16 protein-coding genes and 1 pseudogene are annotated in these 15,797 nt (G+C 34.9%); 4 read left to right on the top strand and 13 right to left on the bottom strand.

All coding sequences use genetic code 11. The annotated features are described in order from the left end of the window. Window positions 1-49 precede the first annotated feature (49 nt). From Q9R40_RS05010 to Q9R40_RS05025, 4 genes are all read left to right on the top strand, one after another. Window positions 50-1,900, top strand: a complete 1,851-nt coding sequence (locus Q9R40_RS05010; protein WP_304676694.1) for a flavocytochrome c — start codon at window positions 50-52, stop codon at window positions 1,898-1,900. A gap of 90 nt (window positions 1,901-1,990) precedes the next feature. After that, entirely contained in the window at window positions 1,991-3,355 is a 1,365-nt protein-coding gene (gene brnQ, locus Q9R40_RS05015) for a branched-chain amino acid transport system II carrier protein (RefSeq protein ID WP_304676696.1), read from the top strand. 62 nt (window positions 3,356-3,417) lie between these two features. Continuing rightward, window positions 3,418-4,140 (top strand): bifunctional demethylmenaquinone methyltransferase/2-methoxy-6-polyprenyl-1,4-benzoquinol methylase UbiE, encoded by a 723-nt coding sequence (gene ubiE / locus Q9R40_RS05020; protein ID WP_304676699.1) that lies wholly within the window; start codon window positions 3,418-3,420, stop codon window positions 4,138-4,140. Window positions 4,141-4,172: 32 nt separating this feature from the next. Then, window positions 4,173-5,087 carry a prolyl aminopeptidase gene (locus Q9R40_RS05025; protein WP_297938262.1) on the top strand — a complete coding sequence of 305 codons (915 nt, stop codon included), beginning with the start codon at window positions 4,173-4,175 and terminating at the stop codon, window positions 5,085-5,087. Between the two features lie 123 nt (window positions 5,088-5,210). Here the strand turns inward: Q9R40_RS05025 and Q9R40_RS05030 are convergent, their stop codons facing one another. The 13 genes and pseudogenes from Q9R40_RS05030 to Q9R40_RS05090 form a co-directional block, all read right to left on the bottom strand. Beyond that, on the bottom strand, window positions 5,211-5,921 hold the full coding sequence (locus Q9R40_RS05030; RefSeq protein ID WP_300592848.1) for an ABC transporter permease: 711 nt from the start codon (window positions 5,919-5,921) through the stop codon (window positions 5,211-5,213). Next, window positions 5,918-6,652, bottom strand: coding sequence for an ABC transporter permease (locus Q9R40_RS05035; RefSeq protein WP_300735053.1), 735 nt, complete (start codon window positions 6,650-6,652; stop codon window positions 5,918-5,920). The genes Q9R40_RS05030 and Q9R40_RS05035 overlap by 4 nt, the downstream gene beginning before the upstream one ends. A gap of 8 nt (window positions 6,653-6,660) precedes the next feature. Next, window positions 6,661-7,425, bottom strand: coding sequence for an ABC transporter ATP-binding protein (locus Q9R40_RS05040; protein ID WP_300592842.1), 765 nt, complete (start codon window positions 7,423-7,425; stop codon window positions 6,661-6,663). Beyond that, entirely contained in the window at window positions 7,406-7,648 is a 243-nt protein-coding gene (locus Q9R40_RS05045) for a hypothetical protein (protein WP_304676705.1), read from the bottom strand. The genes Q9R40_RS05040 and Q9R40_RS05045 overlap by 20 nt, the downstream gene beginning before the upstream one ends. A gap of 315 nt (window positions 7,649-7,963) precedes the next feature. Further along, on the bottom strand, window positions 7,964-8,914 hold the full coding sequence (gene bsh, locus Q9R40_RS05050; RefSeq protein WP_304676708.1) for a choloylglycine hydrolase: 951 nt from the start codon (window positions 8,912-8,914) through the stop codon (window positions 7,964-7,966). Between the two features lie 14 nt (window positions 8,915-8,928). After that, a complete protein-coding gene (locus Q9R40_RS05055) occupies window positions 8,929-10,284 on the bottom strand; it encodes a conjugated bile salt MFS transporter (protein WP_304676710.1) in 1,356 nt (451 codons plus the stop codon). Window positions 10,285-10,307: 23 nt separating this feature from the next. Then, entirely contained in the window at window positions 10,308-11,666 is a 1,359-nt protein-coding gene (locus Q9R40_RS05060; RefSeq protein ID WP_061400895.1) for a conjugated bile salt MFS transporter, read from the bottom strand. A 277-nt stretch (window positions 11,667-11,943) separates the two neighbouring features. Next, window positions 11,944-12,774, bottom strand: coding sequence for a lysophospholipid acyltransferase family protein (locus Q9R40_RS05065; protein ID WP_304676713.1), 831 nt, complete (start codon window positions 12,772-12,774; stop codon window positions 11,944-11,946). Next, a pseudogene (locus Q9R40_RS05070) lies at window positions 12,771-13,037 on the bottom strand (glycosyltransferase family 8 protein); the annotation flags it as partial. The gene Q9R40_RS05065 and the pseudogene Q9R40_RS05070, both read right to left, overlap by 4 nt. Next, window positions 13,019-13,147, bottom strand: coding sequence for a hypothetical protein (locus Q9R40_RS05075; protein WP_297938285.1), 129 nt, complete (start codon window positions 13,145-13,147; stop codon window positions 13,019-13,021). The gene Q9R40_RS05075 and the pseudogene Q9R40_RS05070, both read right to left, overlap by 19 nt. Window positions 13,148-13,159: 12 nt before the next feature. Further along, a complete protein-coding gene (locus Q9R40_RS05080; protein ID WP_297938288.1) occupies window positions 13,160-14,110 on the bottom strand; it encodes a glycosyltransferase family 8 protein in 951 nt (316 codons plus the stop codon). Window positions 14,111-14,136: 26 nt separating this feature from the next. Continuing rightward, window positions 14,137-14,961, bottom strand: coding sequence for a glycosyltransferase (locus Q9R40_RS05085; protein ID WP_304676718.1), 825 nt, complete (start codon window positions 14,959-14,961; stop codon window positions 14,137-14,139). 1 nt (window position 14,962) lies between these two features. After that, a complete protein-coding gene (locus tag Q9R40_RS05090) occupies window positions 14,963-15,739 on the bottom strand; it encodes a 1-acyl-sn-glycerol-3-phosphate acyltransferase (protein ID WP_297938293.1) in 777 nt (258 codons plus the stop codon). Window positions 15,740-15,797: the final 58 nt, after the last annotated feature.

Raw genomic sequence — 15,797 nt, forward strand, 5'->3', positions numbered from 1 at the left:
TAATAACTTATAATTTAGGTGAAAATATTTAAGAAAGGGTAGAAAAATTATGAAATCAGGAAAATACAACGTAAAAGCTCAAGGACATGGCGCAAGTTTCATGCCTATGGAAGTTACTCTTTCCGAAAATAAGATTGAAGATATTAAGGTTGACGCTAAAGGTGAAACTAAGGGAGTAGCTGACGAAGTATTTAGACGTTTGCCTGAAGAAATTGTTGAAAATCAGACTTTAAATGTTGATACAGTTAGTGGTGCTACTATCTCTAGTCATGGTGTTATTGATGGAGTAGCATTGGCAATTAGTGAAGCTGGCGGAGATCCAGATGAATGGAAAAACCGAGCTAAACCAAAGGAACAAAGAGCTAAAGATGAGACTTATACAACTGATGTTGTAGTGGTTGGAGCTGGTGGGGCAGGTTTAGCTGCAGCTGCTAGAAGTATTCAACATGGTAAAAAGGTTGTTATACTTGAAAAGTTCCCACAAATTGGAGGAAACACTAGTCGTGCTGGTGGTCCAATGAATGCTGCAGAACCAGATTGGCAAAATCAATTTAAAGCTTTAGCCGGTGAAAAAGAAACTTTAGAAGAACTAGCAGCAACTCCACTTGAAGAAATTGATCTAGAGTATCAAGAAGATTTTAAAAAATTACAAAAACAAATAAAAGAATATGTAGCTTCTGGTGCGGATTATCTATTTGATTCAAAATTCCTGCATGAAATTCAAACCTATTTAGGTGGTAAGAGAACCGACTTAAATGGAAACGAAATTCACGGTAACTATGCTTTAGTCAAAGAATTAATCGATAATGCCTTGGACTCAGTACACTGGTTAAGTGATTTAGGAGTAAAATTCGATCGCAGTCAAGTAACAATGCCAGTAGGTGCCTTATGGAGAAGAGGGCACAAGCCAGTTGAACCAATGGGTTATGCCTTTATTCATGTTTTAGGTGATTGGGTAAAGGATCATGGTGGAAGAATTCTGACCGATACTCGAGCTGAACACTTAATTATTGAAGATGGTCAAGTTAAAGGCATTATTGCTAAAAGACCAGATGGAAGTACGATCACGGTTCATGCTAAAGCTGTAATTCTAACTGCTGGTGGATTTGGTGCAAATACACCAATGGTTAAAAAATACAATACTTACTGGAAGCATATTGATGATAATATTGCCACTACTAATTCTCCTGCAATTACTGGGGACGGAATTAATCTTGGTAAAGAGGCAGGTGCAGACTTAGTTGGAATGGGCTTTATTCAGATGATGCCAGTTTCTGATCCAAAGACGGGTGAACTATTTACTGGTCTACAAACTCCACCAGAAAACTATATTATGGTTAATCAAAAGGGCGAGCGTTTCGTAAATGAGTTTGCAGAACGTGATGTTTTAACCAAGGCAGCTATTGATAATGGTGGCTTGTTCTATTTAATTGCCGACGATAAGATCAAAGATACTGCTTATAACACAACTCAAGAATCAATTGATGCACAGGTTAAAGCCGGTACCTTGTTTAGAGCTGATAGTTTAGAAGATTTAGCTAAGCAAGTTGGAATGGATCCTGATACTTTAGTTGAGACCATTGAGAAATATAATTCTTATGTTGAAGCAGGAAAAGATCCAGAGTTTGAAAAATCAGCCTTTAATCTAAAATGCGAAGTTGCTCCATTCTATGCAACACCAAGGAAGCCAGCCATCCACCATACTATGGGTGGTTTGAAGATTGATACAGGTGCTCATGTCTTAGATAAAGACGGTCAGCAAATTCCTGGTCTATACGCTGCTGGAGAAGTAGCTGGCGGGATTCACGCAGGTAACCGTTTAGGTGGAAATTCGCTTGCTGATATCTTTACTTTTGGTAGAATTGCCGCAAATAGCGCAAATAATGAATTAGAAAAATAGTATTAATCCATTAAAACGTTGTAAACACTAGAGTTTACAGCGTTTTTTTGCTAAAATACTAAAAATAATTAATTTTTTGGAGGAATATAATTGAAAGAAGCGCAGGAAAAGAAGCTGACGACAAAACAATATTTAATTGTAGCATCAATGATTTTTGCACTATTCTTTGGTGCAGGAAACTTAATTTTCCCACTTCATTTAGGCGAGCTTGCTGGTAAAAATTGGGGACCAGCAGCGATTGGTTTTTCAATTACTGGGGTAGTTTTACCGCTACTTTCACTCCTAGCCGTTGCTATTACTCGTAGTAATGGTGTTTATCAAATTGGGTTACCGGTAGGAAAAGTTTTTGCGCTTTCGTTTATGACTTTGATGCAGCTTGCCATCGGTCCGTTATTTGCCGCTCCAAGAAATGCAACTGTATCTTATACTGTTGGAATTGCTCCTTTATTGCCCAAGCAATTTCGGGGGACTGGCTTAGTTGTTTTTACGATTATCTTTTTTGTGATAGTGTACTCGATTGCCTATAACGAAAGTGATATTCTTTCCTCTCTGGGTAAAATTTTAAACCCAATCTTTTTAATTTTGCTGTTTATTATTTTTGTTATTGCATTTGCTTGGCCGCTCGGTAATCCCAATACTGTTCCCGTAACCAAAGACTACCTGAATGGTGCCATCGTTAAGGGATTCTTAGAGGGATATAATACTATGGATGCACTAGCAGGATTAGCATTCGGTGTCACTGTAGTAACAGCAATTAAAGAGTTAGTTAATAATGATGAAAAGAAGACTGCCAAAATAACTGCAAAGTCTGGATTAATTGCAGTTGTTGCAATTGGAGTGATTTATACCTTATTGATCGTTATTGGCGCAATGTCATTAGGACATTTTAAAATAGCGAGTGATGGTGGAATTCTGCTTTCAGAGATTGTTAAATATTATGCTGGTATTTTTGGACAAGCATTATTAGCTGTTTTAATTTTCTTAGCGTGTTTAACTACTGCAGTTGGGGTATTGGCTGCGTTTGCTCTAGATTTTAGTGCTCATTATTCAAAGGTTAGTTACAAGGGCTGGTTGACGATTGGATGTATTGGATCTTTGGCTACCGCCAATCTAGGCTTAGAGAAAATTATTCACTGGTCGCTTCCTGTCTTAATGTTTTTATATCCTTTAGCAATTGTATTAATTGTCTTATCGGTATGTTCGCCATTATTTAAGGGTGATACGGTTGTATACAAAGTTACTATGCTTTTGACTTTGATTCCAGCAGTCTTTGATTTAATTACAAACTTGCCAGCACCAATTGCTGGAACATCATTCTACAATGCCGTTAGTCGTATTAGACTTCAATATTTGCCATTTGCTAATGTTGGCCTAGCCTGGGTTGTACCAACGATCTTAGGGTTAGTTATTGGGGTTTTAGTTCACATTTGGCGTCGTAAATCTACTCGAATTTAAGAAAAGCTATGGTTAATTTGAATCATAGCTTTTTTGTTGGGATAATAAATTTGGTGATAAAAATGAGTTTAACTAATAAGGTACCTGAAAAAGACGTTCATGATTTATTTACACGAGTTGCTCCGCATTATGATCAGATGAATAATCTAATTAGCTTAGGAACACACAATGGCTGGCGGAAAAAGTTCTTTAAAGAATTAAAAGTAGAAGCTGGAGATTTTGCTTTGGACTTATGTTGCGGGACAGGTGACTTAACGATTGCGTTAGCAAAACAAGTGGGTCCCTCGGGCAATGTAATTGGACTAGATTTTAATCAAAAAATGCTCGGCTTAGCTGATAAAAAGATCAGGGCGCAAAATTTACAAAAAGAAATTCAATTAAAGCAAGGGGATGCAATGCATTTGCCTTATCCGGACCAAAGCTTTGACATTGTAACAATTGGTTTTGGTTTACGTAATGTTCCTGATGCAGATCAAGTTTTGAAAGAAATTTATCGGGTTTTAAGGCCAGATGGAAAAGTTGGAATTCTAGAGACTTCACAACCAACTAATCCAATTATTAAGTTAGGATGGGAAAGTTACTTTAAACTGTTTCCTAATTTTGCTAAATTATTGGGTGCTAATGTTGATGACTACAAGTACCTGTCACATACTACTGCTAAATTTATTTCAGCTACGCGTTTAAAGAAAATGCTTGAGCAAAATGGCTTTAAAAATGTAACAATAACCAAATTAAATTTAGGTGCTGGTGCAATTCATATCGGAATTAAAAAGAAAATGAGATAAAATATAAAATAAAAACTAAAAAGGGGAATTTTATGAGAACTGGTACTAAAATTATTACTTTAGACAACGGTTATCACTTATGGACTAATACGCAAGGCGAAGGTGATATTCATTTATTAGCACTTCACGGTGGTCCTGGTGGAAATCATGAATATTGGGAAGATGCTGCAGAACAATTAAAGAAGCAAGGGCTTAATGTTCAAGTAACTATGTATGATCAACTAGGGTCACTTTACTCTGATCAACCAGACTACTCAAATCCAGAAATTGCTAAGAAGTATTTGACTTATGAATATTTTTTAGATGAAGTTGATGAAGTGCGTGAAAAGCTTGGCTTAGATAATTTCTACTTAATTGGCCAAAGCTGGGGCGGACTTTTGGTGCAAGAATATGCAGTTAAATATGGCCAGCATTTAAAGGGAGCCATTATCTCTTCAATGGTTGATGAAATTGATGAGTACGTTGATTCTGTAAATAGAAGAAGACAAGAAGTTCTTCCTCAAACAGAAATTGATTTCATGCATGAGTGTGAGAAGAATAATGACTATGATAATCAACGCTACCAAGATGATGTACAAATTTTAAATATTAATTTTGTTGATAGAAAGCAACCTTCAAAGCTTTATCACTTAAAGGATCTTGGCGGAAGTGCTGTTTATAACGTCTTTCAAGGTGATAATGAATTTGTTATTACTGGTAAGCTTAAAGATTGGCACTTTAGAGATCAACTTAAGAATATTAAAGTACCAACTTTAATTACTTTTGGTGAAAATGAAACTATGCCAATTTCTACGGCTAAAATTATGCAAAAAGAAATTCCAAATTCACGCCTAGTTACTACTCCTGATGGGGGTCACCACCATATGGTTGATAATCCAGATGTTTACTACAAACACTTGGCTGATTTTATTCGTGAAGTTGAAGATGGTAGTTTTAAAGGTGAGTAGGAAGAGTCTGAGGATAAGTAGTAATTTGATTTAATTATAGCTCTTAGAAAAGAAAAATACTGATATATCAAGGTTTTATTTAACGATGATATATCAGTATTTTTCTTTATTTTAGAGTTTTTTCTAAAATGCTTTTTGTTTTATACGACTGCTTGTGAGGCAAATTATATACCAAGCGAATAGTTTAGCTATAATTATTAGTAATCCTTGGTCTAAAAAATTTTTACTTAAAATCCAATCTAGTAGGTTGCTGATTGGTAATAATTCCGCAAATAACTTTAACCATAAAGGATATGCCCTAACTGGAATAATTAAACCAGCTAATAAAACCAAGCAAGCCGTCATAATATTAGTTAGCCAATAGGGATTTTCATGGTTCATACCCCAATTAGCACTAAAATAGCCCAATAAAGAACTAATTAAAATTATTAACGGCAAAGCTAAAAACAATTTTGGTAATAGATTAGTTTCACCAAGTGAAACTAATCCAATGCCTCCTAATACTACGATTTCAATAGTAGCCGTAATATTAGCAATTACAAATTTAGGGAGCCAATATTTGTGAAAGGCAGGTCTAATTGAGAAAAAATCCTCAAGTAATCCAATATTTTGATCGTAAACTACTGAGGCACTAATAATCCCAATACTAGTTGTAATTCCTGTTGTCACAATCGTACCGATTAAAGATCGTGTATAATCCTGGTTAGAGTTAAAAGCAATTAGCAAGAACATCAACAATGAAACTAGTGGTAAAAATAAATAATTAACTAAAATGATGCGAATGCTGTCAAAGGTTCCAACTGAACGTAAAGTGATACGATATGTAGAATTCAAAATACATTTAGTCTCCCTTCTTTAAAGGCTCGTTTGATAACAATATTAGTCATATATTTTGATAAAAAGATAAATACAAAAACAACAACAATGTACATAATTATCCAGATGGAGTTAATGGGTAGATGATAGATTATCTTGATAGGAAAAGTTAGTGGACTAAAAATTTGAAAGGGTTGAATTTTTTGCGAAATAAAGTAAGGAATATTTAACAATCCAGATAAGAGTAATATTGGTAAAAGTAATAGTTGCTCATATACAATAGCATTTTTACTCAAAACAAAGAATAAACTAATAAAATAGCTAAGTACAGTAGCAGCTAGCCAAAGTAAAAATACGCCTAGAACTAACTGCCAGTCTAAGTATTTAATAGGTATCCCTAAAAGAATAGCTTCAATTCCTGCTAAAGGGAATGCGGTTAAACCATAAATAGCTGCAGGCATTAAGGTTGCCAACAAAACTTTTTCGCGTCTCACACCTGTGTTTAAGAGATAGGGTAAAGTTCCTTGAAAACGTTGAAATCCAAGCGCGCCGGCACTAGTTGTACATGATGCCCAAGTTCCCATTACGCCAGCAATCAACCATTCACGCCCAGTGTAGGTATGATGAACATAATGTGATAAATACTCATATAGCAACATTGTTGTTGTTTCTATTACTACTAAATTAACGAAATACGTATTTTTAATATAAAGTTTTAACTGAAATAGTGCAATTTTGATAAAGGACAATTTAGCACCTACTTCCGCTTTAATTTATTAGCTACGGCCAGATAAGCATCAGTTAAGCTAGCAGTTTCATCAACATGAGCAAATGCCTTTACACCGGCAATTGATCCTTCGTAATATATTTTTCCTCCACCAATTAGAAAAATTCTATCAGCTAAAGTTTCAATATCAGTCATATCGTGGCTCGTTAAAATAATACCGCAGCCATTATCAGCTAACTTTTTGACTAATTTTCTGATTGAGATCACTGATTCTATATCTAGACCTGCGGTAGGCTCATCCAGCATTAAAATCTTTGGATGATTTACTAATCCACGTGCGATGTGTAATCTCTGAAGCATTCCCTTTGAGTAAGAACCAGCTTTTTTATCAGCAACATTAGCAAGATTGACAGTTTCTAAAGCATGTTGAACATTTGATTTAATATGTCGTTCTTTAACACCTAAAATACGGGCAAAAAATTCAAGATTATCACGTGCAGTTGCATTGTTATAAAAACCACGGTCACCTCCAAAAACAATACCCATTTGCTTTCTAGCTTGTCTGGGTTTTTTAGTTAAATCAATTCCTTCAACTTCTATTTGTCCTAAATTAGGAATCAAATAGTTAGAGATTGATTTAATTAATGTGGTTTTGCCTGCACCATTTGGCCCAACAAATGAGATAACTTCTCCTGCATGTAATTCAAAACTAATCCCACTTACTGCATGAAATATATCATTTTTTTCCTTGTAAAAGCGTGTAATATTAAGAGCTTTAAATATAATATTGGTCATAGTTTTCACTCATTCCTGTTGGATCAGATGTCATTGAATTTAAAAGCTTTTGTGCGCAGCCCTGTTTTCCTAATTTATACATAGCTACTATCAATAATTTTTTAGATTCATTTATGCCGACTACATTACCGATTTTAATATGTTTGTGTATTGCTTTAATAACAGTATTAACAGCGGATTGAAAATTTCTCTCTACATAATAAACATATGCTAAAGAAGACAATGCCACATTCATATATAGTGATATAGTTATTTTTTTGTTAATTATTTTTTAATTATAATATATTATATTTAATTAAAATACAATGTTTTTTATGAAATTTACATTTTATTATTAATAAGCTATAGAGTAATATTAGAATATTATCACTTATTAATCACAAAAGGTGAGTAGAAAACAAAAATCATATTGACACTAACTACATATCATGCTATAATTAAGATCCTTTCTAAAATTAAACATTTGTATACGACAAAAGCCACCTGAAATAGGTGGCTTTTTTTGTTTTTTAGGAATATAGGATATAAATAATAAAAATTAGTAAGTAATAAGACTAGTTGAATTCATTGTTTTATCGTCTAGTTTATAAGTCTTTAATTCAAAATCATCTTCAAAATTACAGTAGTAAGTCTTGCTTCCAGAAGAGTAGCATGCAGTGTAAACAGTATATTCGTCACTACCTTGATCGTTGACCACGCTGCCTTTGATCATGGCAACAGACTTTAAGATATTAAAGAATTTAGCAACGTTTGCTTTTTCACCTTTGACAGTTGGATAATTTGGGTTTAAGTAAGCTGCTTTAACAAAACGGTCGGCTGGAATACTGTCACCCGGCAGGCCTAAACTACCAGTTCCTACACCCCAAGGAGCAACTTTTTGACCGTTCCAGCTTTGGGCTGTAGCGTCATGTGGATTTAAGCCAGTGTAATTACCTAGATTAGTAAGATGCCAGTTAAAGTCTGGACTATTAGTCAAAACGCCTAGCTTGTCTTCAAAGACTTTCATTCCATATTGTTTTGAAACTTCAACAATAATGGCTTCGTCACTATCACTAATGATCCAGTGAAGAGGGGCAACCGCAAATGATGAATTAATAGCTTCGTTTACTAAGTTAACATTCTTTAATGCTTCCTTTACTTCACTAACATGGGTAAAGTTTTGAGTAACCCAGAGCATAATTTCGTAAGAAGCTAAGTTAATTTTACCGTCAATAGGACCATCACTAAATTTAGCAAAATGTGGGAAGTTTAAACCGGCAATACCTAAGCCATCTTCGTTATAGCAGTCAAAGTATGATGGATAGCCATCAACCACAATTCCCATTCCGATAACAGCCTTTTTAGTAGTGGTGTTATCTAAAAACTTATATGGAAGAGGATAATGACGCGGCGTGATAATAACGCCTTCGCCATAATCTTGTCCAACATCTAGATTACGACCAAAGTATAAATTTCCTTGATCATCTGTGAATCTTAAACCAGTACACATTTCTAAAATCCTCCTTATTTAGCATTAGCTTTTGCTGCTTGCTCTACAATATATTTCTTTTGATATCTCTTAATTTGGATAACAGCAAATACCAAAATAATAAAACCAATTGCAACAAAGGCAATCATAAAGTACCAAGCAACTGTAAAGCTTGCAGCCCCTTTAATAATTCCAAAGAGTGGAGCGCCGATTGCATAGCCGATTGCATAAGCTAAACCAACGTATCCAAGCATGACGCCTTGATCTCTTGAGCCAAAGAGGTCTTTTGCCATGAAGGCTGGGCCTGACATATAACTAAATACAGCTAAGCCGCAAAAGATAGCATAGCCAATACCGGCAGCCTTACTAATAGATGAACCATATGGCTGGAAGCTAATAAAGATCATCATTAAAATAGATAAAATATACATACAACCAGCATAGGCCATTGATTTTGCTGTACCAAATTTATCAAATAAGAAACCACCAGAAATATTTCCGATTAAACAACCAACACCGTACATTGATCCAACTAAACCAACATCGGTTAAAGAAAGCTTAGTATCAAGGAAGGCAGCATAGTCTTCATTTAAAGATGCTAAGCCTAACCCAATGATTAAGAAACCAACGCTGAAAACCCAGAACCATTTCATTTGTAACACTTGTTTACTAGTCCAGCCTTTGAACTCTTTGGCCTTGGCTTCAGCTTCAGCTTTCTTGCTTTCAGCTAGTTCTTCATCGGAAACGACAATTTCATCTTTCTTAGGCGTTCTAATGAAGCAGGCGATAATTACACCGATTACTAATAAAGCAACGGCAAAGATAAAGAACGGTGCCATAGAAGTTAAATGACCGGTCTTAGTATTACCTGTCATATAGTGCTTTAAAATGGCTTGAGTGGTTGGTTGTAAAAAGATATTACCAATAGAACCACCACAGAAAGCAATTCCTAAAGCAGCACCACGTCCCTTTGCTGGGAACCAGTGATTAATAACCCATGGAACACCTTGGCCAGAGTAAAATGTTGAACCGACCATACAAATAATAGCAGCGATATAGAATCCTGGTAGTTTTGTACTAATTCCAAAAATTACGTAGGCGATGGCAGAAAGGCCAATACCAATTAAATACATCAGTCGAAAATTAACTTTTTCGAGTGCTTTACCAATAAATGGAGAAGCCACTGAAGCAAAAATTGCACCAAACGTAAAAATTAATGTATACGATGCTAAGGTAAAGTGGAAAGTATTAACTAAAGGGTGGATAAACAAAGGCTGAATGTTTTGAGCAATTCCATAAGGAATAGCTTGGGTTAACATACACAGGAAAACCATGAAGTACTTATAGCCCTTGCTTACTACTTTATCTTTAGTAGCGGCATCAGGAGACATGTAATTACCTTCTTTCTAACTAATTACTTATCTAAAATAATATTTGGCTTGTTCACGCCAATATTTTTTTGAATTTGTTTAATTTTAATAGCTGCAAAAATTAATAATATAAAACCAATTGCAACAAAGAAAATGGTACACCACCAAGCAGTTGTAAAGCTGGTAACACCTTTGATGACGCCAAAGAGTGGGGCACCAATAGCAAAACCAATTGCATAGGCTAAACTAATGTAACCTAAGTTAACCCCTTGTGCTTTGGCACCAAATAGACTCTTGGCCATGAAAGCAGGTCCAGACATGTAACTAAAGACCGATAGCCCGCTAGTAAAGGCCCAGCCCATGCCAGCGTATAAGTTAATACGATCTCCATAGGGATGTGTACTGATTAGGATCATCATCAAAATAGCGATAATCAACATGATTCCTGCATAAGCCATGGATTTAGCGGTGCCAAATTTATCAAATAAGTAACCGCCGGAAATATTGCCGATAATACCAGCAATCCCGAACACTGAACCAATCATGCCGACTTCCGTTAAGGATAATTTGGTATCTAAAAAGGCTGCATAGTCTTCATTTAAAGAAGCCAGTCCTAAGCCAATAATTAAAAAACCAATACTAAAGATCCAGAACCACTTCATATGAAGAACTTCTTTACCACTCCAACCTTGAAATTCATGTGCTTTTTTTTGAGCAGCTTCATGCCGATTCTTTTTAACTTCTTCGGCTGAGGCGAGAACCTCATCTTTCTTAGGAACTCTAATAAAAGCGGCAATAATTAGACCAACAACTAAAAGAGCAACGGCAAAAATGAAGAATGGAGCCATGGAAGTTAAATGACCAGTCTTGGTATTACCAGTCATAAAGTGCTTCAAAATTGCTTGGGTAATAGGTTGTAAGAAAATATCACCAATTGATCCCCCACAAAAGGCTAATCCAAGAGCAACACCGCGGCCCTTAAATGGAAACCAGTGATTGATAATCCAAGGAACACCTTGACCAGAATAAAAGGTTGAACCAACCATACAAATAATTCCGGCTAAATAGAAACCAGGTAATTTTGTACTAATTCCAAAAATTACATATGCTCCGGCTGAAAGGCAAATACCAATCAAATACAAAATTTTAAAATTAACTTTTTGTAAAGCTTTACCAACCATTGGTGAAACTAGAGACCCTACGACAGCCCCAAAAGTAAAAATTAATGTATAAGAAGCTAATGTAAAGTGAAAAGTATTAACCAGAGGGTGAACAAATAAAGGTTGAATTAATTGAGCAATTCCGTAAGGAATAGCTTGAGTTAACATACAGAGAAATACCATAAAGTATTTGTAGCCTTTACTGACCACCTTGTGCCTATCGCTTGGTAGATCGTTTGACATCGTATCTCTCTTCTTTCTGATAAAATACTATTAACTTTATAACTTAAATATTATTAAACACGTGAGCTTTGACTATAGCCACTTATATTGTGGTCTACTTAATTGAGTAAATCAAAAATAACGACTTATTATGTTATTTAATAAATATGATACAATACTTCGGCAAATGATCATGATAAAAACATTAAAAAAGATTGATGTTCTTAGCTTTGTATAGCATTAGTACATCAATCTTTTGTTTAAATATTTATTTTTTTACATAACCTGCAATGTCGTCTTAGTCGAAATCATAGTTTAATTTCTTACCATAGGCTTTTTCATAAGCCTTTTTCTTTTGCATGTAATCAATGTCCCGCATTCTTTTTGCGTTTTGATCAACTGTCAGACGATCCACTGGGTAGATTGTTGGTAAGACATGAAGAATATAGCGAGTCTTATGAAATTCCCTACTATTTTTTTCCATTTCTGGAAGATCTTGAATTTCCACAAAGCAGGAGATAATCGGCACTTTAGCCTTAGCCGCATAGTAATAAGCACCTTTTTGAAGGGGACGAGGCTTGCGGTAGTTATACCACATTTCTTGTTCAGGGTAGATTAAGACCCATCCCTTTTTATCAAAGACTTTCTGCAAGTGCTTTGGAAATTCCCGTCCTAAATATTGGTAGCTCTGAACAATAGGAATAGCATTGATGTTATTCATTAAAAAGCCAAAGAAACCAGGTAACTTTAGGTTAGAGTCTTCAATTACAACATAGAGCTTTTTATGGCAACGATTGGCTAATTTCTTAATTGGCAGGCTATCAGTCTGCTTAAAGTGATTAGTTGTTACAATTGCGCCATATTTAGGTCCTTGAGCTCTTTGCTTGTTTTTGATTTGTGTATGAGCCATTAAAACTAAAGTATCAATATTGATAATAGTTTGGGCGATAATGTTTTTAAATTTATGGCTCAGCTTTTTTTGTTGTTCCCAATAATCGTTGACTAACTTAATTCTTTCACTTTTAGTGAGAATTGGATCTCCTAATTCAACTTTAGCGTGCATTTTGCCTTTTTTAACGGCTGCTTTGATGTTTTCAATAACTTGTGCACGATTTTCGCCAATAATCATAGTTTAATCCTTTCGCCTTTAGCTTTTACATGAGCCCAATTATTGGGCTCAACGACTGTGCTATCTTCTTTTTCAAGCATGTGACCTAACTTAGCTCGCTCTTCTCTACTCTCTTCATCGGTATAATTATCTAATTCAGCATGTAAGTCTTCATAGAAGGGCGTCTCTTTAGCGTACTTCCAGAAATAATCTGGGTATTGAACATTATTAAAGTGCCATGGCTTAAAGAATAAGTTATAGTGAATCAAGCCTGGTTTAGAAAGGTAACTGTATAGTCATTTTCTGGATTAGAATTCTTAACTAATGAATTTAAAGATACTGCAGCATATTTGGTAAAACCATCACTAATACTATAAAAAACTGGAATAGTCATTTTGATGCCTCTTTATATTTTTACGGACGTAGTCTTTTTAACTTTTGCCCAAGTTACATCTTCATTTTTAATTTCATCGACTTTTTTAATCATCCAATCGAGATCAGCGCGGGCTTTTTTGCGATCTTCATCAGTAAAACTGTCCAATTGTTCTTTTAGTTCATCATAGTATGGTGATTTTTTAGCAATATCCCAGAAATATTGACCATATTGAACATCTGCAAAGTGCCATGGCTTAAAGAAAAGGTTATAGTGAACAATTTTTGGATCTTTGATTTCATCCATATGTTCATTAGGCATTGCATCCCACTCAAGCGGTAAGTGGTAGATTTTATCTTCACAGATTTCATTCATATAAGCTTGGTCAGGATCAATATTGTCAAAATGATATTTTTCAATTAAGGAATAAAATTTATCAACAAATTTTTTATCTCTAAATTCTTTCATATTGAATAAAATGACACCATTGTTGATGTATTTTTCTGGAGGGAAGATTCCTTGGCATTCTTTAATATAGACTTGGAGCGGCTTAATAAATCTGATTGACATATCTGGGACACTCGCAAACATGTTATCGCCAATTTCAGTATTATAAAGTTCAGCAATATCAGTACAGATAATTGTGTCGGCATCTAAGTAAACAGCCTTATCATATTGGGGGAAAAGATTAGGGATAAAGAGCCGGTAAAAAATAGACATGGTAAAGAATTGTGCTCGTAAATAATTTTCTTCACTATTGTGAATTGGAGCTACCATTTCGTCATCAATATGGAAAATATTAACGTGAACATTTTCAGTTGAAAGGTCTTCTAGACTCTTTTTATGTTCATCACTAATACTTTGGACTAAAAGGGTAATTGTGTAGTCCTTCTTTGGATCAACATGATCAATTAAAGACTGAATAGAAACAGCTGCATAGGGTGTGTAATTATCACTGATTGTATAAAAAACTGGAATAGTCATTTTCAAACTCCATCTATATATAATATTTAGTGCTGCTTTAAAAGCGGCTTAAGTTCTGTGTACTGCTTAAGTAAATCATCATATTCATGTAATTTCAAGACGCTATGAACACGTTCTACATCCCAGGGTTTAACTGTTAAAGTGTGGAAGTAGGGTTTAAAGCGAAAGCTAGTTGTAAAATGTTGGATTTTTGTATCAGGATGGAGCCGGTATTGCTCATTGTAGCAGCGAGGAGCAATTCTTTTTTCAGTCGCAAGTTTATTTAAGGCAGATTGATCGGGAAGTAGCATTTTTTTATCACTCATTTTCTCCCGAACTTTTGCAAATAATCTTGTCTTTTTAATCTCAGCCATATTTAAAAGCAATACTCCTGAGTTAAGGTAATCAAAAGTTTTATGACTGTGAAGATTGTGGAAGAAAAAGCGTCCCCAGAAATCTAAAACGCCAACTAATTCCACGTTAGTTAAGTCTTGATTGTAGAAGTCACTAATATCATCGCGCACAATAATATCGTCATCTAAGTACAAGATGCGGTCAGGAATTTGCAAAATTTGATCCGCAAATAACCTAAGCATGGCGTAAGGAGTGAAACGAGTCTCCATGTTAGCACGAGGGGGCTCTTTTTTGAATAATTCAGTACAGTCGATTAATTCAGCGGTATTATTTGGGGCTTTTTCTTTAATAATTTTTTTGATTAAGTTAAAAGCTTGGTCACTAAAAGCTTCGTATCCTTCTGCCTGCATGGTTAAGATATAAAGGTGCAGAGGAGCAGAAGTATTTTTTAATAAAGATAGAGTTGCAATTAAAATACCATCTTCGGCGTGAGAATCGCCACAAAACATAATATTCATTTTAATCTCCAATTTCTTGTTTTTGATAGTGATAATATTGATAGCTGCTATTCTTAGATCGCTTTTTTAGTTGCTCGAAGACTTGATCATGGAGCTTTTTTTGTTGCTCTTTTTTGGTCAAGGTAGAGTCTGGGAAGAAAGGCCCATCAATATAAACAGTGATTTTGGGATGCTTGCCAAATTTGCGTTTTTGATAAGTTGTCGTCATTACAAAACTTGCTTTATTTGCCTGAACTGGAAAATTAAAGCTGGTTTCTGGAAATGGTCGAATGTCGGTATAGTAAGGCCAGACATGAGCTTCTGGATAGATTACAATGTGGGCATTTTCTTTAGTTAAGGTTTTAACAGCTTTAAGTAATTTAATAGCTTGCTTAATATTTTTGCCGACTGGTAGACCTCCATAGGGCAGGAGCACTTTCCCAATAACTGGAATGCCCCAATTTGCTTGATTAGCAATGGCATAGTAATTTTTCCACCCAAATAAGGTTAGGGGCATGAAGACATCATTAATCATTTGAGTATGGTTTCCGTAAACAAAATATCCTTCATCTTTATATTTAGATAACTTATCCCTACCTATTACTTTGACATGCATTACTCCATAAGTAAAAAGATAATCAAATCCGCTAGCTAAAAAACGCATTAGATAATTAAGGGGTGTATGTTTAATGATTTGGTAATTATCGGGCAAGGTAAAGTCTTGCTTTTTACTTTCAACAACGTCATCGGTTGTGGAAGTATAGTAGATAGTATGGTGTTTAGATGGCTTAGTATTCATGATATTAATTATAGAAAAAATTTAGAAACAAAAAAAGACATCGCAATTACGATGTCTT

Source organism: uncultured Lactobacillus sp. (assembly GCF_948948975.1).
Taxonomy (GTDB): Bacteria; Bacillota; Bacilli; order Lactobacillales; family Lactobacillaceae; genus Lactobacillus.

Excerpts from the sequence above, each read along its gene's own strand:
- Q9R40_RS05010 (WP_304676694.1), top strand. The coding sequence starts at position 50 with ATGAAATCAGGAAAATACAACGTAAAAGCTCAAGGACATGGCGCAAGT.
- Q9R40_RS05075 (WP_297938285.1), bottom strand. The coding sequence starts at position 13,147 with ATGACTATTCCAGTTTTTTATAGTATTAGTGATGGTTTTACCAAATAT.
- Q9R40_RS05025 (WP_297938262.1), top strand. The coding sequence starts at position 4,173 with ATGAGAACTGGTACTAAAATTATTACTTTAGACAACGGTTATCACTTA.
- Q9R40_RS05060 (WP_061400895.1), bottom strand. The coding sequence starts at position 11,666 with ATGTCAAACGATCTACCAAGCGATAGGCACAAGGTGGTCAGTAAAGGC.
- Q9R40_RS05090 (WP_297938293.1), bottom strand. The coding sequence starts at position 15,739 with ATGAATACTAAGCCATCTAAACACCATACTATCTACTATACTTCCACA.
- ubiE (WP_304676699.1), top strand. The coding sequence starts at position 3,418 with ATGAGTTTAACTAATAAGGTACCTGAAAAAGACGTTCATGATTTATTT.
- Q9R40_RS05055 (WP_304676710.1), bottom strand. The coding sequence starts at position 10,284 with ATGTCTCCTGATGCCGCTACTAAAGATAAAGTAGTAAGCAAGGGCTAT.
- Q9R40_RS05040 (WP_300592842.1), bottom strand. The coding sequence starts at position 7,425 with ATGACCAATATTATATTTAAAGCTCTTAATATTACACGCTTTTACAAG.
- Q9R40_RS05080 (WP_297938288.1), bottom strand. The coding sequence starts at position 14,110 with ATGACTATTCCAGTTTTTTATACAATCAGTGATAATTACACACCCTAT.
- Q9R40_RS05065 (WP_304676713.1), bottom strand. The coding sequence starts at position 12,774 with ATGATTATTGGCGAAAATCGTGCACAAGTTATTGAAAACATCAAAGCA.
- Q9R40_RS05085 (WP_304676718.1), bottom strand. The coding sequence starts at position 14,961 with ATGAATATTATGTTTTGTGGCGATTCTCACGCCGAAGATGGTATTTTA.
- bsh (WP_304676708.1), bottom strand. The coding sequence starts at position 8,914 with ATGTGTACTGGTTTAAGATTCACAGATGATCAAGGAAATTTATACTTT.